Below are 21038 nucleotides of genomic sequence, written 5' to 3'. Positions count from 1 at the left end.
ACATAAATTTAAGATAGATGAATAGAATATATACTTTAATTAGTTTTTTGTGCATGGGTTTGCTCTTAGCAGCTCAAGTAACAACAAACCCAAATCCGCCTGTTGATAACAAACCTGTAACCATAACTTTTAATGCTGCTGAGGGTAATGCTGAGTTAAAAGGTTATACAGGCGATGTATATGCACACACAGGAGTTATTACAGATAAAAGCAGCGATGGCAGCGATTGGAAATATGTTATTGCTGAGTGGACAGAGAATACTGAAAAGGCTAAGTTAACAAGTATTGGGAATGATATTTTTACTTTAGAAATGCCTACTTCTATTAATGCTTATTATGGAGTACCAGAAGGTGAACAAATAAAGCAAATGGCTTTTGTTTTTAGAAATGCTGATGGTTCAAAAGTAGGAAAAACAAGTACTGGTGGTGATATATTTGTTGATGTCACTACTCTAAACCTAACTTTAGATATAATAAGCCCAGCACCAAGTGCTATTTTTGAAGAAGGAGATGCCATAAGTATCCAAATAACTTCAGAAAATTCAACTAGTATAAAAGCTTTTGTTAATAATAACGAGGCAGGCAGTAGTAGTACTTCTACTCTTGATATTACTGAAACAGCAGGTGTTCCCGGTACATACACCCTAAAGGCTCAGTCTTCGGATGGGACTACAACGTTGGAGAAGTCACAAACTTTTTATGTGAGAGAAGATGTTATTGAAGAGACGATGCCATCTAACCTTCGACGTGGTGTTAATAAAGTAGACGATTCAAGCGTCACCTTTGTATTATTTGCTCCAGAGAAGGAGTTTGTACATGTAATTGGTGAGTTCAACGATTGGACGCCATCCAATGAATATATGATGAAAAAGGATGGCGATGACTTCTGGTTGACTCTTGATGGTTTAGTTGCAGATACAGAGTATGCTTTTCAGTTTTATATTGATGGCGAAATACGCATTGCTGATCCGTACACTACAAAAACATTAGATCCAGATGATAAGTGGATTGATGATTCCGTTTATCCTGGATTAAAAGAATATCCATCTGATAAAACAGAACACGTAGCTTCATTATTTACAATTAATGAGGATGAATATACTTGGAAAGTGGCATCGCACACCAACCCTGATCCAGAGCAATTGGTAATTTACGAATTACACATTCGTGACTTTACAGAAGAAGGCACCATTAAAGCAGTTACTGCTAAAATGGATTATTTTGTTGATTTAGGGATTAACGCCATTGAGTTAATGCCTTTTAATGAGTTTGAAGGTAACGATAGCTGGGGATATAATCCATCCTTCTATTTTGCTACAGATAAGGCCTACGGCACAGCCAACGATTATAAAGCATTTATTGATGCCTGCCACGAGAATGGCATTTCAGTAATCATGGATCATGTACTCAATCACTCCTTTGGTCAATCGCCATTTGCGCGTATGTACTTAAATGATGAGAACAAGCCTTCTGCTAATAACCCTTGGTATAATACAGAACACAATATGGCAGAACCTGCCGCACAATGGGGTTACGATTTTAATCACGAAAGTGTAGATACTAAAGAATTGGTAGATAGTATCTGTTCCTACTGGATTAGCGAATTTAAGATTGATGGTTATCGTTTCGATTTTACAAAAGGTTTTACTAATACGAGCTATCCTGTTGGTGATTGGGCAAGTGCATACGACGCTTCTCGTATTGCCATTTTAAAGCGAATGACTGATGAGATTAGAAAGCGAAAAAGCGATGCTATTATTTCCTTTGAACACTTATCTGACAATGATGAAGAAAAAGAGCTCGCCGATTACGGGATCTTAATGTGGGGAAATCATAACCACAACATGGCTGAGGCAGTAATGGGCTATAATGAAAATGGAAAATCAGATTTCTCATGGGCATCTTACCAAAAAAGAGGTTGGGATAGTCCACATATTATCAATTACATTGAGAGTCATGATGAAGAACGTATTATGTATAAGGCGCAAGAGTATGGCGCTTCTTCAGGTGATTATAATGTTAAAGATCTGTCAACCGGACTAGAACGCTCAAAAGCTGCTGCGGCATTTATATTCTCAGTACCTGGTCCTAATATGATTTGGCAATTTGGTGAGCTCGGATATGATTATAGCATTAATACTTGTACTGATGGCAGTATAGATGAAGGGTGTAGAACTGGCCGTAAACCCATTAAGTGGGATTATGCCGAAGATACAGATCGAATGAATCTTTATAAAGTATATGCTCAAATGGCTACGTTAAAAAAAGAAGAGCCTGTATTTTCAACTGATGATTACAGTTTGGATGTTAGTGATGCTATTAAACAAATTGAGTTAAACTATAATGGTTCAGACGTACGCTTAGTGGGTAATTTTGGAACAACAACAGCCTCTGTATCTCCTAGCTTTAGTAGTACTGGTATTTGGTACCGTCACTTTAGAGGTGATGAAATAGAAATTACTGATCTTAACCAAGAGTTTGAATTATCTCCAGGGAAATTCATCATGTTTACTGAGAAAAAGCTAATCGGATTTGGTATTGACACCAGTACTGATGAATTAGAGCCCATTCAGAATGTAAGCATAAGTCCAACACTAGTTGAAAGTTCTCTGACTATAAATTTCAGTAATCAACCAGCCAATAAGGCACTTATTTATAACTTATCGGGTAGTGTAATTAAACAGTTTATAATCGACAATAATATACACACCGAAAACTTAAGTGAATTACCATCGGGCATTTACCTTATTAAATTTGAAGGTGGGGATAGTAATTCTGTTGTGAAGAAATTTATAAAGCGATAAACCTTTATAGGGTATAAATTTAGAAAGGCTATCGTTTTAGGTAGCCTTTTTTTGTACATCAACTCTTATTTTATGGCGCTTATAAAACCATCATTAATTAACAAAGATACTTTGTATTATACAGAAGTTAAAGATGAACAAATCACTATGATCATGGAAATCAATACCCTTATGGGTATGCTGAAAATAAGCAGTTGATTCAACTGAGGTATTTGTATTGACTCTATACCCCACTCCAAGACCATGCCTTCCTCTTTCAAAGAAATTATATTCTCCTTTTATATGCCCAGTGAAGTTGAATGTAATTTCACTAGAAGCAATCCAATAAAAGGTTTTGGGTTGAATAAACTTTTCAAGATTAAAAGCGCGTTTGGTTTTTAATTCATACCTAAAACGCGAAGTCATCTGCGTTTTTTCAGTAGAACTCCTATATATGATTTGTTCTTCTAGTCTAAATCGATGATTAATCGTCATCCTCGAAAACCTAGGATAAGCTAATTTTACAGTTTGGTGTGGCCTGTATTCATTAGTATGGGTTCCATCATGATTATTTACATGGTTAAACATAAAACCCGCATCAAATTGAACCTTAGAATTGAGTCGTCGCTGGGCAATTGCACGAATGCCGTATCGATCCCATCCACTTCCATTTAATCCTCTATAATAACCTCCGTCAAGACTTCCTCGCCAGTCACTATTAAAATCAAATTTAGCCAAGAATAGTGTTCTCAACTCATTTTGCTGAGCATTGCCTACTATACAAAATAGTAATAAAGGAATGAGAACTAATAATCTTTTTAATAACACTATAATTATTTCTATTTATGCGATGTTACTTTCTATAATTTCGGTGAATACATCCTTTATATCTAACTTAGCTGCTGCTATTTGTTGTGGAATAAAACTAGTTTTTGTCATTCCTGGTGTTGTATTAACTTCTAGCAAATATATTTGATTTTCGCTAATAATATAATCAACCCTAACAATTCCTTTACAAGCTAGTAAATCATAAATCATTGAACTGATTTGTTGTATTCTATTTGTAGTTTCTTCAGGGACTCGGGCTGGCGTTATTTCTTGAACCTTATCAGCATTATATTTGGCTTCAAAATCAAAAAACTCATTGGCAGGGATTACTTCTGTTAACGGAAATATACTGGTATTATTGTGGGTTTTGTATAAACCACAAGTTACTTCGAGTCCTTTTATAAACTGCTCAATAATTACTTCATCACTCTCACCAAAAGCATTCTTCAACGCTTCCTCCATTTCTTCAGCTTTCTTCACCTTAGTAATTCCAAAACTCGAACCGCCAGCATTAGGCTTAACAAAACAAGGCAAACCTAATTTTTCAACAATGGCATTTGCATCGTAATTAATTCCTTTTCTTATCATTAAGGAATCAGCTACCTTTAATCCGAAACCTTTAAGGTAATTGTTACAAGCAAATTTATTAAAGGTAAGAGATGATGCTAACACACCACAACTTGAATATGGAATATCTAACAATTCAAAATAGCCTTGTAATTTACCATCTTCACCTGGTGTGCCATGAATGGTTATATAAGCGAAATCAATACAATACTTTATGTTGTTGATGGTATAGCTAAAGTCATTTTTATCAATGCAATATTCATTATTATCGATAATTGCATTCCAACTTTTACCTTCCATGCATACCGATACGATATCATATTTATCTGTATCAATAAACGATTGAATTCCTTCAGCACTCTTACGAGATACCACTATTTCAGAAGAATCACCACCGTATATTATTGCTATTATTTTTTTTGAATTCATTTTATTGTAAAGGTCTAGTTTATTCGTCTCTACCAGCTATGTAAGAGCTCCATTTTTCAATAGCTTCTGTCATATCTGTAGGTATTTCTGTATCAAAAGTCATTTTCTCTCCAGTATGTGGATGAATGAAACCTAGCGATTTAGCATGAAGAGCCTGTCGCGGTAATATTTTAAAACAGTTGTTTACAAACTGTTTGTATTTACTAAATGTAGTACCTTTTAATATTTCATTACCTCCATAACGCGTATCATTAAATAAGGTATGACCAATATATTTCATATGCGCCCTAATCTGATGCGTTCTTCCCGTTTCGAGCACACATTGAACCAAGGTTACATAGCCCATTCTTTGTAATACTTTATAATGAGTTACGGCATGCTTTCCGAATTCTCCATCAGGGAATACGGTCATTTCCATCCTATTTTTTAAGCTTCTACCAATGTGTCCTTCTATGGTTCCTTCTTCTTCTTTAACTTGCCCCCACACAATAGCTACATAGCTTCTTTCTGTGGTTTTATCAAAGAATTGTTTTGCCAAATGAATTTTAGCCTGTTCCGTTTTGGCAACCACTAATAAACCTGAGGTGTCTTTATCAATACGATGAACTAATCCTGGGCGGGGATCCTCAGACTCGAAAATAGGCACTCCTTTTAAATGATAAGCAAGTGCATTCACTAAGGTACCCGTATAATTACCATGACCAGGATGCACAACCATACCAGGCTCCTTATTGATGACTATTAAATGCTCATCTTCATAATGAATATTTAAAGGAATATCTTCTGGAATAATGGTTAACTCCCTTTTGGGAAATTCCATTACTATAGTAACAACATCATTAGGTTTAACCTTATAATTAGATTTTACAACAACATCATTTACTCTTATGTGTCCATTACTGGCTGCATCCTGTATTTTATTACGCGATGCATTTTCCATACGATTTACAATAAATTTATCGATGCGAATCATGGCTTGGCCAGGATCTGCCTCAAAGCGATGATGCTCAAACAATTCATTGTTAGAATCATTAAAATCTTCCTCCTCGTATCCAGTAATATCAGTACTCATCCTTTGTTTTATTAACTTCCTGTATGTAAATATAAATGCTATTGTTGTTGATCTTGCTCAGCTTCTTCAATTGCTTCTTCTAACTCAATTCTAAAAGCTTCCACTTTTGTAGAATCGTTGGTAAGCCATATATTAATTGACGACCCTAATCGTACTTTACGATTTGATAACTCATTATTCTGAGGCGATTGCTTCCAGATAAAGGCACTCAATGAGTCTTCCTCTGTTTCAATCGATTTATCGTAGACTGATGCCCCAATACTTAACATATTACTTTGGCATATTGAGTTTGCCTCCTCAAAACCTAATCCAATAAGCTCAGGTATATTTGTTTTCTTATTACTCAAGCCCTTACCTATCAATAAATCAATTTCTGAATCTTTACTTAAAAGAGTTCCTGGCTCAATTGGTTTGCCCTTATAGTGCTGACCTAAAATCAACTGCGAGTATTCCGAAGGAATATAAATCAACTCGCCAATTTTTAAGCCATAGGATTCTAAAGTTGCTTCAGCATTTCTTAAAGAAGCATCAATTAAACGCGGCATAGGCACCTGCTCTGAGCTATAGGCATTAATTGTAAAAAATATGGTTCTATCCTCTTTAACAAGTGCACCAGCATTTGGGGTCTGATCCACCACAACACCAGGTGTTTTACCATTAATATGAACTGAATCTATTATTTTATATCGCAAGTTATTACTTTGCACCAAATCAATTAATTGATTCTCTTTTAATCCTGTAAAGTCAGGTGTTGCTTTACTTTCTCTATGATGTGTATAGATACTTAAACCTATAAACGTAGAGATAAGAAGTAAAACTATTAAACCAATTGCAGCTGCTGCGTGTAATAAGAAACGCTTGCTGATTAAAAACTTTAAGAATGCCATATAATTTAAGATTTTCAGAGTGTCAAAAATAATACAAATAACTTAACGTATGAAATATATATATGCTATCTGCTAAGAATTTAATAAGTAGTGCTACCTATTACTAAAATCCCAATTTAGATATGCGATAAAAGCTTGTTTTTAAAGCAAAAAAAAAGGATTCTTCTCAGAATCCTTTTCTTTATACTGTAAGCAATTAATTATGCTTTATGTCTTTTTTCGCTTGAAACGCTTAGTTTAGCTCTTCCTTTAGCTCTTCTTGAAGCTAAAACTTTACGCCCGTTAGCACTAGCCATTCTTGCTCTGAACCCGTGCTTATTTCTTCTCTTTCTGTTCGAAGGTTGAAATGTCCTTTTCATATGCTTATATTTTATTTATGATAACCGTTAACAAACTTTTGAAGCAAAATGAACTTTCAAACTTGAATTGTTACAATTTTTGATAATCTGCAACGGCTGTTGTTATTTACTCTCTTAATTTCGGAGTGCAAAAATACACATTATTTTATTCTTACAAAACAAACCAAGTATTTTTTAATGTTTCTAATTAAAAAAAATGGCCTTGTCTTACAAAGTTAGATGAATCAGTTTTTTAGTCTCAAAAAAATCTTCTTCGTAATAAGAAGTAAGATCTGTAGTACTAATGTTTTTTATAAAAGGCTTTACCTCTTCTTCAAAATCACCACCTTTAAGATATAGTATCCCATTACCAATGGCATTAATTTGTTTTTTGTCGATCAAATGACGGGTTAAAGACACAAAACGAGGAAATGCGGTTACGGCTCTACTTACGATAAAATCGTATTTATCTTTCACATTCTCAGATCTGATTTGTTGAGCCTTTACATTGCTAAGTCCAAGTTCTTCAGCTATTGTGCTTACCACTTTTATCTTCTTCCCTATAGAATCCACCAAATGAAATTCACATTCAGGAAACATTATTGCCAAAGGAATTCCTGGAAATCCGCCCCCTGTTCCAACATCTATAATTCTGGTTCCTGGAGTAAAGTTGGTATATTTAGCAATGGCTAGCGAATGTAGAATATGTCGCACAGCTAGCTCATCAATATCCTTACGGGATATTACATTAATTCTTTCGTTCCATTCAGGATATAGAGCTTCTAGTTTATTAAAAAGCTCAACTTGTTTGCTATTTAAATTCGGAAAGTACTTATTTATCACGAAGTATAATTTGAATAACCTTAGTTAATTTGTTTTTATGTCGGTGTTTTTTAGTGTATTGAAAAGCAGCTCACGAGCTCTGAACAATTGTGCTTTTACAGTACCCAATGGCAGCCCCAATTCCTGTGCTATTTCTTCGTAAGAAAACTCATTAAAATACCTTAGCTCGATAAGTGTTCTATATCTTGGCTTAAGCTTTTTAACAACAGTACGCATTAAAATCGCTTTCTGTTGCTTTATGAGATTTTCTTCAGGATCAGGTGTCTCATCTTTTAAATGGAAAGTTTGCTCTATTTCTTTCTCTTCAGTTTGATGAGACCCATCTAAAGAAACAACATTGTTTTTTTTCTTTCGCAAATAATCGATACAATTATTTGATGCTATTTTGAACAACCAAGTACTAAATGCATAGTTCGGAGAATACTGATGTATATTCTTAAACGCTTTACCAAAAGCTTCAATGGTTAAATCTTCAGCATCGCTTTTATTATTAACCATCTTTAATAGCATAAAGTAAATTGCATCTCTATACCTACCCATAAGTTCAGCAAATGCCTTCTGGTCACCACTTATAGCTAAATCGACCAAAGTAAGGTCGTGCTTGGCTTTATCTGACAAATTTGGATTTAAGTCCATCTATTACTTTTAACTTTTCGTTTACTCCCCATTAGTAAAACACCCGTAATAATCGGCAATACGAAATCCAATAGGATACCTATCCAGATTATATTCTTCTGCCCCATATTTCTTGATATTTTCCCTAAAACTAAGAATTGTACTAATAATTTTAAAAAAAACACAATAAGAATTGCATTTGCAAAAGTAGAAAAAAACATAGAAATTATTGCACTTGCCCAAAAAAGTTGTCGGCTAAATATTTCAATACCAATTAATCTCTTTGATTTGTTCTTATAGTGTTTTGAAGTAGTTAAGTGTCTTTTTTTCTGATTACACCATTCACTAAAATTATTCGGAGATTCTGAAAGTGTGTATGAATCCGAGTTAGTAACGATGGCAACATTATTTTTTGTAGCCGCTTCTTGGATAAATAAATCATCATCACCTGATAAAATATGACTATGACTTTTAAAACCTCCCGTATCGTAAAATGTTTTTTTTGTATATGCCATATTACGCCCCACTCCCATGTATGGTTTTTTCTTTATCGCAAAAGATAAATATTGAACCGCTATCATAAAAGTATCATACCGAAGGAGCAGATTCGATAAGCCTTTTCTTTTTTTATATAAACCAACCCCTAATGCAATATCCTTTTGCAGCAATCCATTTGCCATATGACTTAACCATTTATTTGATTGAGGCACACAATCTGCATCTGTAAATATAAGATGTTCGTTTTTTGCTGCCTTAACCCCTAATGTTAATGCCAATTTCTTACCGTGAGAAAATTGCCTGTCGTGAGGTATAGTGGTATAATATAAATTTGTATGCTCACGTTTCAATTTTGCAAGCACTAATTCTGAGTCATCTTCTGATGCATCATTAACTACTACCACTTCAAAATCAGAGGGATATTCTTGAGAAAGTATTTTATGTAAATTATTCTCTAGATTTTTTGATTCATTACGAGCACAAATAATAACTGAAACTGGTGGGAGATCTTTTGAAACCTCGGGATCTTTATATTTAGCTAATGCTAAATAATATCTTAAATAGTATATGATTTGTATTAAGAAGGCTATAATACAAATACCTAATAGTATACTTTCAGTTTGGTGATCGAGAAAAAAATCAATAGAATAATTCATTCAAAAAGTTTCCCCAAAAATGAACATTTTTGTGATTCAATCCAATAATAATAGTCAATACAAATAGCTTTTTATTTATTTTCTCACTTTCCACCTTTTACATTACGCAGTATTATAAATGATAACTAAGCTTATGTATAAAAACCATCCCTTGACTAAGGAAAAATAGTGTGACAAGCATTTTAATAAGGGACTTTTACTTCGCATATCTGTTTCTTTATCTTTTCTCTTTATAATAAGAAGTAGCAAAAGCGAAATATCCAAATCCTTATCTTTATATTTGCAAGCCGAATTATAATGTAATAATATTACTTAGTACATAATAGTGAGGCACTATACTTTATAATAAGGTTTTGAGAAATGGATTTTGAATTACAGCATACAGATACAAAAAGTAAAGCACGCGTTGGGAAAATAACAACCGATCATGGAGAAATAGAAACACCTATTTTCATGCCAGTTGGAACTGTTGGAAGTGTTAAGGGAGTACACTTTAACGATTTAAAGAATGACATTGAAGCACAAATAATTTTAGGAAATACATATCATTTATATTTACGTCCGGGTTTAGATATTATTGAAAAAGCAGGTGGACTGCATAAGTTTAATGGTTGGGATAAACCCTTACTAACAGATAGTGGTGGTTATCAGGTTTTTTCGCTAAGTGCCAATAGAAAATTAAAGGAAGAAGGGGCAATTTTCAGATCACACATTGATGGATCGAAGCATTTATTTACTCCTGAAAACGTGGTAGACATCCAACGAATTATTGGAGCTGATATTATAATGGCTTTTGATGAGTGTGCCCCAGGTGATGCTGACCACAAGTACGCCAAAAACTCAATGGAACTCACACATCGTTGGCTACAACGTGGCATATCGCATTTTGATGCTACAGAACCTAAATACGGGCATAGTCAAACATTTTTTCCGATTGTACAGGGTGCAGGTTTTAGAGATTTGAGAAAACAATCAGCCGAATATATTGCATCCTTTGAAAGAGAGGGAAATGCCATTGGCGGATTAGCAGTTGGAGAGCCTGCTGAAGTTATGTACGAAATGATTGAAGTAGTTAACGAAGTTTTACCTGAAGATAAACCGCGTTACCTAATGGGCGTAGGAACTCCTGTAAATATTTTAGAAGCAATCTCACTTGGCGTGGATATGTTTGATTGTGTTATGCCAACTCGTAATGGTAGAAATGGAATGCTTTTTACTTCGCGTGGAATCCTTAACATGAAGAACGTAAAGTGGAAGGATGATTTCTCTCCAATTGACCCAGAGGGCACATCATTTGTTGATCATACCTATACAAAAGCTTATTTGCGTCATTTATATGTATCTAAAGAATTGTTAGCGGGACAAATTGGGAGTCTTCATAACCTAGCATTTTATCTATGGCTTGTTAAAGAAGCGCGCAAACATATTATTGCTGGCGACTTTGCTACCTGGAAAGATCAAATGGTAAAACAAATGTCAGTACGTTTATAACGTAGTATATTACTTAACCAAAGTACAGTTTATTATTATAATAAGGTAAAGCACCTATGAGAGGAATACTGCAAAAGTTAGATAGATATATCATATTTAAGTTTTTAGGAACCTATTTTTTCGCAATTTTACTAATAGTAAGTATTGCCGTTGTTTTTGATATCACCGAGAAGATTGATGATTTTATTGAAAAAGGAGCTCCTTTAAATGCGATTGTTGTTGACTATTACGCCAACTTCATTCCATACTTTGCCAATCTATTTACGCCTCTATTTGTGTTTATTGCCGTAATATTTTTCACCTCTAAAATGGCTTATCAAACAGAGATTATTGCCATTCTATCAAGCGGTGTAAGTTTTAAACGACTGATGTTCCCTTACTTAGTGGGCTCATTGGTAATAGCCGTATTCTCCTTTTGGTTAGGTGCTTATGTGATTCCTCCAGCAAACAAAACTCGTCTGGCTTTTGAAACAGTATATATTAAAAAACAAAAAGACAGAGGTTTACAAGATATTCACTTACAACTTGAACCTGGTTTATTTGTATACATGGGGCGCTATTATGCATTAAGAAACAGAGGAACTTACTTTGGGTCAGAACGTTTTGAAGGTAAAACTTTAAAATCTAAGTTATCTGCTCAGTCAATTGTATTTAATGAGGAAGCTGATAATTGGACAATTTCTGACTACGTAATTCAAAACTTCTCTGATGATCATACTATCGAAATTATTGAAGGTTCAAAATTAGATACCGTATTTAATATGACGCCAAAAGACTTTACTGAAGAGCACAATTGGCATGAAACCATGAATAATAGCGAACTAATAGAATATATTGATGCACAGACTAAAAAAGGTGTTGGAGCCATTCAGCCATTTAAGATTGAATATTATAAAAGGTGGGCTAATCCTTTTTCTGCATTTATATTAAGCCTAATTGGTGTTTCCTTAGCATCGCGTAAAGTTAGAGGAGGAATGGGGCTCCATATTGGAGTTGGACTCGCTTTAAGCTTTACATACATCTTATTTATGACCATATCCACAACATTTGCTGTTAATGGTAGTATGAACCCACTTTTAGCTGTATGGATACCAAATATCGTATTCTCTTTAATCGGTGTATATTTATACCAAAAAGCACCTAAATAATTATATATGATTATTGATTACCTAATTATTTAAGGCTTTTAATATGAATATATATTCATTACAATTAATGTTTCTCAAATTCTTATCTAGAATCATTATAAAAAAGAATTGAAAAGTCCCTCTCAATAAGTGATTGTATGTTAGTTACTTGATTGGAGTGTAAAAATATCTTAATTTATCAGTTTTGTGCAGAATAATTTTAGTAATTATGCACCCTTAAATTTACATGAGGCTACATTGTATTAATGTACTGATATGTATGAAGTTAAATGAAATTATTTAATTATGTCATTAAAAAAACACATTCTTGATCTTCGCAAAAGAAAGGAACAAGTGGAAATGGGAGGTGGCGAAAAAGCCATAGAGAAACAAGTGGCAATGGGTAAAATGACTGCCCGTGAGCGTATTCTCGCCCTTCTCGATCAAAATTCATTTACAGAGTATGATCTTTTTGTTGAGCATGAAGCTAAAGACTTTGGAATGGATAAAAAACAACTGCATGGAGATGGAGTTATTATTGGAACAGGTACTATTTATGGTGCTCCAATATGTATCTTCGCGCAGGATTTTACTGTAGCTGGTGGGTCTTTAGGTCTTATGCACGCACGTAAGATCACTAAAATCATGGATCATGCTTTAAAAATGCGCGTACCTTTGATCGGTATTAACGATTCTGGTGGTGCACGTATCCAAGAAGGAGTGAACTCTTTGGCAGGATACGGAGAAATATTCTATAGAAACACTATCGCTTCTGGTGTAATTCCTCAAATTTCAGTAATCTTAGGACCTTGTGCTGGTGGTGCAGTATATTCTCCTGCGTTAACTGATTTTGTATTTGTGGTTGATAACATTTCAAAAATGTTTATTACAGGCCCAGGTGTAATCAAAACTGTTCTTGGAGAAGAGATCTCTATGGAAGAGCTAGGTGGTGCACGCGTACATGCTGAAATTACAGGAAATGCACATTTCTTTGCAGAAAGTGAGCAAGAATGTTTCGATCAAATTAAAAAGCTAATTACGTTTATTCCTTGGAATAATAATAAGAAAGCAAAAGAGTTTCCTCCTAAGGCACCTACCTTTAAAGGAAATATCGAAGATTTGATTCCATCTGATCCACGTCAGCCTTATGATGTTCGTGATGTTATTAGGAGCATTGTTGATGAAGGTGATTTCTTCGAAATTCAAGAATTATTTGCAGCAAATATCGTCATCGGTTTTGGTCGTTTAAATGGTCAAACAATTGGTTTTGTTGCTAATCAACCTCTTGTTCTTGCGGGTGTATTAGATTGTGATAGTTCTGATAAAGCAGCTCGTTTTATCCGTTACTGTGATTCGTTTAATATTCCAATCGTAACTTTAGAGGATATGCCAGGTTACCTACCAGGTGTAGACCAAGAACATGCTGGTGTAATTCGTCATGGTGCGAAAGTTCTTTACGCTTATTCAGAAGCTACTGTACCAAAAATTACAGTAATCTTACGTAAAGCTTATGGTGGGGGTTATATTGCCATGAACTCTCGTCACTTAGGTGCTGACTTTATGTTTGCTTGGCCAACTGCTGAAATTGCTGTTATGGGACCAGAAGGAGCTGCTAACATCATCTTTAAGAAAGAGATTGATGGTGCTGATGATCCGGATGAAATGCGCAAACTTAAAGTACAAGAGTACAAAGAGAAATTTGCTAATCCGTATGTTGCTGCTGCAAAAGGTTACATTGACTCTGTTATTGAACCTAATGATACACGTAATATTTTATTACATGCATTAGAAGTTTCAGTAGGAAAAGATGTACATCATCCAGAGAAGAAACACGGTATTCCTCCATTTTAAATCATTGGATAATGAGTAAAGATAAAGACCTAGTAGGCTTTCGAGTACAAAGTTTGGAGTATCAAACCAAGTTGACAAAGAAATTTGCAAACAGACAAGCTTGGAAAGAACCCAATCCTTTAGAAATACGTTCTTACATCCCTGGAACCATTATTGATATTCAGGTAGAAGTAGGACAGGTATTAAAAGAAGGAGATAACGTACTTGTACTTCAAGCAATGAAGATGTTAAATCAAATTACTATGCCATTTGATGCCAAAGTAAAAGAGATTCACATTAAAGAGGGAGATAGAGTCCCTAAGAATGAACTAATGATACTACTGGAAGAGTAGACATAATAAACAAACAAAAAGGCCGAATCAGTTGATTCGGCCTTTTTGTTTTTAATCAATTCATTAACAATCCTTATCTTAATTTAGTCTAAACAATCGTTTTTTAATCTACATAAAATATATATCTTTAGCCCGTTCTTTTTAATTAGATTAGTTATGGATAAGGTAAAGACCAAGGAAGTGGTTAAGCAAATCTTTACTGAATTTTTGCAGAATAATGGGCATCGAAAAACACCAGAACGTTTTGCGATATTAGAGGAAATATATTCTCGCGAAGGTCATTTCGATATCGAGTCACTTTATATTTTTATGAAAAATAAAAATTATAGAGTAAGTAGAGCTACCTTATATAACACTATAGATTTATTACTGGAGTGTAAGCTTGTTATTAAACACCAATTCGGTAAAAATATTGCTCAGTTTGAAAAAGCTTTTGAATCAAAACAGCATGACCACTTGATTTGCACTACATGTGGTAAGGTTATTGAATTCTGTGATCCTGGAATTCAAGTTGTTTTAAACAATGCTCAGGATACAATGAACTTTAAAGTAACGCACCAATCATTGTATATATACGGGGTTTGTAAAGAATGTCAGGATAAGGGTTGATATTTTCATATCACACCCTCATCATAATTAAGTAATACTTTATTTAATATCCCTTTGCCTTTAAAGTTTCAGCAAACTTAGTTCCTATACTCATCCCCCACTTTTGTCCAACTGCCATTGATTCTTGCATAATTGCTGGGGTTTTCTTTGCATATTTCTTACCTAGTGGTGTTTCATAAAAAACTATTAAGCCTTTTAAATCTTCTAAGCTTAAATGTTTTTTATATACAGGCGTTAACTCTACAGCTAAATCAGACATCGAAGTATTTAAGAATTCTTTCTCTAATTCATTCATTACTGCGGCTGGAACTTGAGAATATTGCATCTTGATCATTCCCATCATTTGAGTAATTACTGCCTTATAAGTCTCTTCTGATCCTGATAATTCAAACATTTTTTTCAATTCCTTAGAATAGGCATCATTTGTTTGTGCCTGAGTAGCAGTTATAAATAATACTGCAAGACTAAACGTAAGTAATAGTTTTCTCATTTTAATATTTATATTAATTAATAGTTAGTGTTTATTTATTGATTACAAAACGTTGCTTAACTTCGAGTAAACACTTGTGGCACAAGCATCCTGTAAATTTAGTTTTTAAATAATCTCTAGCCGAATCATTTAATTTAACAGTCGCACAATGGCATTGAATAATGCTATCTTCTCTACACGTAAACTGAGTTCCACAATTGGCACATTTCTTCTCCATTATTGTTCTTCTTTTAATTTTGGTAAGCCAAAAGTAATGGCTAAGATTGATGATATACCCATCAAATAGGGATAAAATAAATAGTTCATTATTTCAAATGGAGAAACAAGCTCATGTGTTAATCCTATAATGGCAAGAATTTGTGCTCCATAAGGTAATAAACCTTGCATAAAACAGGAGAATGTATCAAGGATACTCGCAGCTCTTCTTGGCTTGATTCCAAATTTTTGCGCAATATCCTTAGCTATTGGTCCTACAATGAGTATGGTAATTGTATTGTTAGCTGTAAATACGTTCACAACAGAAGTTAAGGCTGCAATGCTAAACTCTGCACTTCTGCGTCCTTTGGTATTGCGCGATATTATTTTAATAATCCAATCAATACCACCATTGTAGCGTATTAAGGCAACCATACCTCCAACTAAAATGGAAATAATGATGATCTCGCTCATACCATCAATACCATCGCCTATGCTATTTACAATACCCCAAAAGTCGAACGCACCAATACCAAATCCGATTATTGCGGATAAAATTGAGCCAATAACTAATACTATAAAAACATTCATTCCTGCCAAAGCGGCTATCAAAACAAATAAGTATGGGACAATTTTCAGATATTGATACTCAATTTCTTTACTAGCCACATCAATAGGGGTACCTTTAGTTAAAAACAAATACAATAAAAAAGTGATTACTGCTGCCGGGAGTACAATAAAGAAGTTGACCCTGAATTTATCTTTCATTTTGGCCCCTTGTGTGCGTGCTGCCGCAATAGTGGTATCCGATATAAACGATAAATTATCGCCAAACATGGCACCTCCTAAAACGGCTCCAAGGGTTAAACCTAAACTAACTCCTGTTTGATCGGCAATCTCCATTCCAACAGGCGTTAAAGCCACAACTGTCCCCAATGAGGTACCTACTGAAAGGGATATAAAACATCCGATAAGAAATAAGCCTGCTACCAAAATATTAGGTGGTAAATAAGTAATGCCAAGATTCACAGTAGCGGATACCGCCCCCATATTTTTTGCTAATGTGGCAAACACTCCTGCTAATATGAAAATTAAACACATCATCATAATACCAGAATCGCCCATTCCTTTAAGGTAAGTTTCAACCCTATCTGAGAAAACTCTCTTCCTATTCATGGCCAATGCAATTAGCGAGGCTACAAAGAAGGATACGGTTACTGGCATTTTATAAAAATCGCCAGATACAATGGAGGAAACTAGATATAGAAGTAGGAATATTACAATGGGAAGAAGTGCTAGCCACTTCCTTTTTAATAGTTTTGTTTGATCCATTATATAATCTTTATAATTTATAAACACAAAGCTAATAAAAAGATAGAAGCTATTCTTATATCGTTCAGTCACTATGTATTATTATTGTTTTTCTTGTTTCCGTTTTAGAACTTAAGTTACGGCTTTCTTCGATATCTTCTAGCTTTTGTTCGTACTCTTCTAATTTGTAAAGGTGTTGTGGCACTAGCGCTCTTCATTGATTTTTATTTTCCTTTGTCTACGCCTTGTTCTGTTGATTCAGACAGCTGTTTTCCCTACACGGTATGCGAGTTTATAAACTCAATAACTCCTTCTGACGGTTTATTATCTTCCCGAATACCTACGTTTATTTGGACAAGGATATTCTTAATCTTGATTTCGAACTTTGACTTGTAGCGTTCTATCAATTTACCCAAACAAAAAAGTAACGATTAGCTGCACGTTCTATTATTGTCACATCGATATTTTGCACATCCAAACTTAAATAACCCAACTCAACTAACATTAATACAACTTATGTAAATAGTTTATTGATAAGCTCCTTTAATTATTAATACAACATTACTTGAGAAACGGCTTACCTCAAAGACACATATAATGAATGCTTTTACTTAGTATGGTCCATATTACGGCACAAGTATACGTTACTGAAATTGCTAAAGAGTAACTAATAGTGTTTTACGTCAGACAAAAAGAGGGTGCCCATTATTGGACACCCTCGTTATATAATCTCTCATAAATACAAACCTCTTCAGATTTACATAACAGTATAAATACAAAGTTGGAAAGTTTCAACGTAATATGTAGTTAGAATTAATGCTTAAGTAAAAATTTTTTACTAACGACTTTGCCTTCGCCTATTACTTTAATCATATATACTCCATCACTTAAAAAAGAAACATCAATTTCATCATCATAATATTCTGACAAGTCATATGTGAATACTTTTGAACCTTCTAAGTTAAATATATCTACTCTCATAAATTCACGTGACAATCCAATTATTTTAAAAACTCCTCTATTAGGATTTGGCGCAACGTAAATCTCAACTCCTTTTAATGACTTGCTCTTAATGCTAGTGCTTTTTGAATCATCCAAAGAAGCCCCTTTTAGCTCCAATGAACTAGCTACCACAGAGTTCTCAATGTAAATTTTTAATTTTACCGTATTATTATCTTCATCTTCTTCAGATATATTTCCATCCCATCCTACACTCTTATCCACATATGCAAGGATATAATAGACCCCCGAATAATTACCAATATTTGAATCTAAGTAAAACTTCTTCTTCTGCCCTTTACTTAAACTTGGAACCTCAATTGTTCCAAGTTGTTCGCTAATAACTGGCGTAGTCTTTTTAGTTAAAAATAAGTTAATAGACGTTTTTGGAGAATTAACCGATCCTAAATTTTGACATTCTAATTCTATTCTTTGATTCCCATCAGATGGTACTTTAGGCGTATCACCCGATATATCAGCCCAAGGAAGTTTCAAATCAAGAACATTCAGGTCACACTTTGGTTTTGGTGGAGCCTTCTTAATATTTATACTGCGTGTAGCAATATTATCTGAAGTCATAAGTTCTGGAAATTTTGGACTTGTAGATGCACTTAGCTTATTTACTGTCAGTACAAAATTACAATTCCCTAAGGAACTGTTTGACGGAATATAACACGATGTGCTACTACTAAAGCTTTGGCCAGGAGATAATGCATCAATCTTTATACTCTTTAATTTAACACAACCTTCATGATTATAAGAACCCTTTGATAAATAAATGAAAATTTCAGATTTCTCAGAACTATAATTTCCAATATTTTGTATTGAAAATGTACATGTTACATAATCTTCCTGTTGAACAACTGTTTTATTAAGGTTACACTTCGGCACTATCAAATTAGGCCATACCATCTGTACATCACAATATCTATTCCCAGATTTTTTTTTCCAATCTGGTTTTGAAAACGTATTTTTCTTGACCTTAGGACCTATAAAACTAAAAATTCTAAATTTTTCGACATTTCTAGTTGATTTTGCGGTACATTTCAAAGATTTAACCGATTTTGCATTCGGCCTTAATATACCCACCGTCTTATATCCCACCAATTGTCTTCTTTGCTGGATTTCATAACCATTATGTCCTACAGAATTGTCTTTCCAAGTGAAATCTACATATCCTGCTTTATTCGACTCACCATTTAATTCTATTGGTGTTCTCAATTCCTGGCCTTCAACATAACAACACATAAGTGCTATTAGTAGGGGTAGTAGGCTAAATTTAATTCTATTCATATTTTTTAAAAAAAAGTTAATAATAGTACAAGTATATGTAAAATAAACATAAGATACAGTTTAAATACATAAATTTAATTAAAGAAAGTACTTAAGGCCAAAACCTCAATGGCGATTCGAATTGGAGTAATGCTGGAGCATCCTTATTGTGGAACAGAAAATTATCAGATACCAGTGGCTTCAATACTGGTTTTGATTATACATCGTACTACTCCTATTTTTCAACTACAATGAATAATGAGTTAATGTACTTTAAAACAAGGCTAAATCAACTACAACATAAATTCGACTATTACAAACAAGCCTATAAACATTTGTTTCGCATTGGTTCAAGAATAAAGTACGGAGAATATACACCACAAGATATAAAGTACAACATACAAAGTGTACCTATCTCTCAAACTGATAATTATAATAATTTAAGTACTCAAATATATTTTAGCAATCATTATTCAATATCGGAAAAATGGGATGCTTATTTTGGCTTACGTTATGAGCATTATGGACTAATCGACAACAATTCCTCATCTTTATTAAAAGAACAAAGTAATCATATTAACTCGGTAATCACGTTAAGCTATTTTATAAACAAACAGACATCCATAAAAGCATCTCACGCCTACACTGCACAAAATATCCATTTGGCTTCCATGGCTTCCATTCCCTTACCTACAGATGTTTGGATGCCTGCTACCGAAAGACTTCCTCATGAAAAAGGGCACCAGGCAACAATTGGTATTTTCAAGGATTTAGCGCAATCGAAATATGAGTTTGGCATTGAATTTTACGGAAAGTCTATTGAAAATCAACTATTACTGAACCCGAATATTAATGGTGATGAGAGTTTACATTTTGAAGACAATTTCTTTATAGGTAAAGGCCTTGGTTATGGAGCCGAGTTTTTATTTAAAAAGAATAGAGGAAAAACAAGAGCTACCCTCAGTTATACTTTGGGGCAAATGAAGCAGCAGTTCCCAAACATGAATAGTGGAGAGTGGTTTAATGCCAAATACGATCGCCGCCACGATGTGAATATTGTACTTACTCACAAACCCAATAAACGTTTTGATTACGGACTTGTTTTTATGTATGCCACCGGAAATACGGCAACATTACCCACGGGCAGATACTTTATGATGGGAAACATTGCAAATGACTATTCAAGCATCAATAATTACAGAATGCCGGCATACCATAGACTCGATCTTTCAATGAATTATTACATTGAATCCAACATTTTTCATGAATCAGTTCTTAACTTTTCAATCATCAACATATATAACAGAAGCAACCCATACTTTATCTATTTTGAAACCCAAAAAGGAGACCAAAACTACGATATGAGCATTAATGCCAAACAGAGTAGTTTTTTTCCTATAGTTCCTTCCATTAGTTGGCGCTATAAATTTTAACTAAATTAATGTAGCATATGCACCTCATCAATAAAAATACATTCCACAACCTTAAAATACTTTACGTGTTTATAGCATGTAACTTGTTTTGCATTAGTTGTACAAAAGTTATTGAAATAGATTTACCTGATTATGAAACAAAGGTTGTTGTAGATGGGTGGATAGAAACCAATCAGCCAGCTCATATATTTCTTACAAACAGCTCACCTTATTTTTCAGATTACGATTCTGCCAGCATTCGTAATTTATTTATTAACACCGCAAAAGTAAGCCTTATTTGTAGTGATGGAAATTCCGAAATTCTTACACTATTCAAACAAGATGAATTCTTCCCTCCTTTTGTATATAAATCAGTTGAAATTATAGGCGAAGAAAACAAAAGTTACCAAATATAATAGAAACAAATGGTGAG

The 21038-nt window shown here is 34.0% G+C and carries 19 protein-coding genes and 1 pseudogene; 8 read left to right on the top strand and 12 right to left on the bottom strand.

Going from position 1 to position 21038, the window contains the following annotated elements; genetic code table 11:
* Nucleotides 1-17 precede the first annotated feature (17 nt).
* On the top strand, nt 18-2804 hold the full coding sequence (locus A8B35_RS04905) for an alpha-amylase family glycosyl hydrolase (protein ID WP_075602265.1): 2787 nt from the start codon (nt 18-20) through the stop codon (nt 2802-2804).
* Nucleotides 2805-2897: 93 nt separating this feature from the next.
* On the opposite strand, the gene A8B35_RS04900 is transcribed toward A8B35_RS04905, so the two are convergent.
* The 8 genes from A8B35_RS04900 to A8B35_RS04865 form a co-directional block, all read right to left on the bottom strand.
* Nucleotides 2898-3536, bottom strand: coding sequence for a DUF2490 domain-containing protein (locus A8B35_RS04900; RefSeq protein WP_171973157.1), 639 nt, complete (start codon nt 3534-3536; stop codon nt 2898-2900).
* Between the two features lie 90 nt (nt 3537-3626).
* Nucleotides 3627-4607 carry a D-alanine--D-alanine ligase gene (locus A8B35_RS04895; protein WP_075602263.1) on the bottom strand — a complete coding sequence of 327 codons (981 nt, stop codon included), beginning with the start codon at nt 4605-4607 and terminating at the stop codon, nt 3627-3629.
* 19 nt (nt 4608-4626) lie between these two features.
* On the bottom strand, nt 4627-5679 hold the full coding sequence (locus A8B35_RS04890; protein ID WP_075602262.1) for an RluA family pseudouridine synthase: 1053 nt from the start codon (nt 5677-5679) through the stop codon (nt 4627-4629).
* A 38-nt stretch (nt 5680-5717) separates the two neighbouring features.
* Nucleotides 5718-6566 (bottom strand): PASTA domain-containing protein, encoded by an 849-nt coding sequence (locus A8B35_RS04885; protein WP_075602261.1) that lies wholly within the window; start codon nt 6564-6566, stop codon nt 5718-5720.
* A gap of 200 nt (nt 6567-6766) precedes the next feature.
* Entirely contained in the window at nt 6767-6925 is a 159-nt protein-coding gene (gene rpmH, locus A8B35_RS04880; protein WP_075602260.1) for a 50S ribosomal protein L34, read from the bottom strand.
* A gap of 207 nt (nt 6926-7132) precedes the next feature.
* Nucleotides 7133-7747 carry a 16S rRNA (guanine(527)-N(7))-methyltransferase RsmG gene (gene rsmG / locus A8B35_RS04875; protein WP_075602259.1) on the bottom strand — a complete coding sequence of 205 codons (615 nt, stop codon included), beginning with the start codon at nt 7745-7747 and terminating at the stop codon, nt 7133-7135.
* Nucleotides 7748-7771: 24 nt separating this feature from the next.
* A complete protein-coding gene (locus tag A8B35_RS04870) occupies nt 7772-8383 on the bottom strand; it encodes an RNA polymerase sigma factor (RefSeq protein WP_075602258.1) in 612 nt (203 codons plus the stop codon).
* Nucleotides 8374-9516, bottom strand: coding sequence for a glycosyltransferase (locus tag A8B35_RS04865; protein ID WP_075602257.1), 1143 nt, complete (start codon nt 9514-9516; stop codon nt 8374-8376). Before A8B35_RS04865 ends, A8B35_RS04870 begins: the two co-directional genes overlap by 10 nt.
* Before the next feature lie 360 nt (nt 9517-9876).
* Here A8B35_RS04865 and tgt point away from each other — a divergent pair, with 360 nt between their 5' ends.
* From tgt to A8B35_RS04840, 5 genes are all read left to right on the top strand, one after another.
* Nucleotides 9877-11007 (top strand): tRNA guanosine(34) transglycosylase Tgt, encoded by a 1131-nt coding sequence (tgt, locus tag A8B35_RS04860; protein WP_075602256.1) that lies wholly within the window; start codon nt 9877-9879, stop codon nt 11005-11007.
* 56 nt (nt 11008-11063) lie between these two features.
* Nucleotides 11064-12155, top strand: coding sequence for an LptF/LptG family permease (locus A8B35_RS04855; protein ID WP_075602255.1), 1092 nt, complete (start codon nt 11064-11066; stop codon nt 12153-12155).
* 285 nt (nt 12156-12440) lie between these two features.
* Complete coding sequence (locus A8B35_RS04850; RefSeq protein ID WP_075602254.1) at nt 12441-13985, top strand: acyl-CoA carboxylase subunit beta; 1545 nt, start codon at nt 12441-12443, stop codon at nt 13983-13985.
* Between the two features lie 11 nt (nt 13986-13996).
* On the top strand, nt 13997-14317 hold the full coding sequence (locus tag A8B35_RS04845; RefSeq protein WP_075602253.1) for a biotin/lipoyl-containing protein: 321 nt from the start codon (nt 13997-13999) through the stop codon (nt 14315-14317).
* Between the two features lie 156 nt (nt 14318-14473).
* Nucleotides 14474-14926 carry a Fur family transcriptional regulator gene (locus tag A8B35_RS04840; RefSeq protein WP_075602252.1) on the top strand — a complete coding sequence of 151 codons (453 nt, stop codon included), beginning with the start codon at nt 14474-14476 and terminating at the stop codon, nt 14924-14926.
* A 43-nt stretch (nt 14927-14969) separates the two neighbouring features.
* Here A8B35_RS04840 and A8B35_RS04835 read toward each other — a convergent pair whose 3' ends face one another.
* From A8B35_RS04835 to A8B35_RS04820, 4 genes are all read right to left on the bottom strand, one after another.
* Nucleotides 14970-15416 carry a DUF2059 domain-containing protein gene (locus A8B35_RS04835; RefSeq protein WP_083634318.1) on the bottom strand — a complete coding sequence of 149 codons (447 nt, stop codon included), beginning with the start codon at nt 15414-15416 and terminating at the stop codon, nt 14970-14972.
* 31 nt (nt 15417-15447) lie between these two features.
* The gene (locus A8B35_RS23835; protein WP_075602250.1) at nt 15448-15633 is read right to left on the bottom strand and encodes a cysteine-rich CWC family protein; all 186 of its coding nucleotides are present in this window, start codon (nt 15631-15633) and stop codon (nt 15448-15450) included.
* On the bottom strand, nt 15633-16943 hold the full coding sequence (locus A8B35_RS04825; RefSeq protein ID WP_075602249.1) for a Na+/H+ antiporter NhaC family protein: 1311 nt from the start codon (nt 16941-16943) through the stop codon (nt 15633-15635). The genes A8B35_RS23835 and A8B35_RS04825 overlap by 1 nt, the downstream gene beginning before the upstream one ends.
* 792 nt (nt 16944-17735) lie before the next feature.
* Nucleotides 17736-19214 (bottom strand): CARDB domain-containing protein, encoded by a 1479-nt coding sequence (locus tag A8B35_RS04820; protein WP_075602248.1) that lies wholly within the window; start codon nt 19212-19214, stop codon nt 17736-17738.
* 122 nt (nt 19215-19336) lie between these two features.
* Between A8B35_RS04820 and A8B35_RS04815 the strand changes: the two are divergent.
* Together A8B35_RS04815 and A8B35_RS22980 are read left to right on the top strand one after the other, a co-directional pair.
* Nucleotides 19337-20626, top strand: a pseudogene (locus A8B35_RS04815) (TonB-dependent receptor plug domain-containing protein); the annotation flags it as partial.
* 17 nt (nt 20627-20643) lie between these two features.
* Nucleotides 20644-21021 carry a DUF4249 family protein gene (locus A8B35_RS22980; RefSeq protein WP_083634317.1) on the top strand — a complete coding sequence of 126 codons (378 nt, stop codon included), beginning with the start codon at nt 20644-20646 and terminating at the stop codon, nt 21019-21021.
* The last annotated feature ends 17 nt before the right edge of the window (nt 21022-21038 follow it).

It is taken from the genome of Saccharicrinis aurantiacus, assembly GCF_001660705.2.
Classification (GTDB): domain Bacteria; phylum Bacteroidota; class Bacteroidia; order Bacteroidales; family Marinilabiliaceae; genus Saccharicrinis; species Saccharicrinis aurantiacus.
Note: the sequence above shows the minus strand (reverse complement) of the source record. Positions and strands in the feature narration are given on the sequence as shown.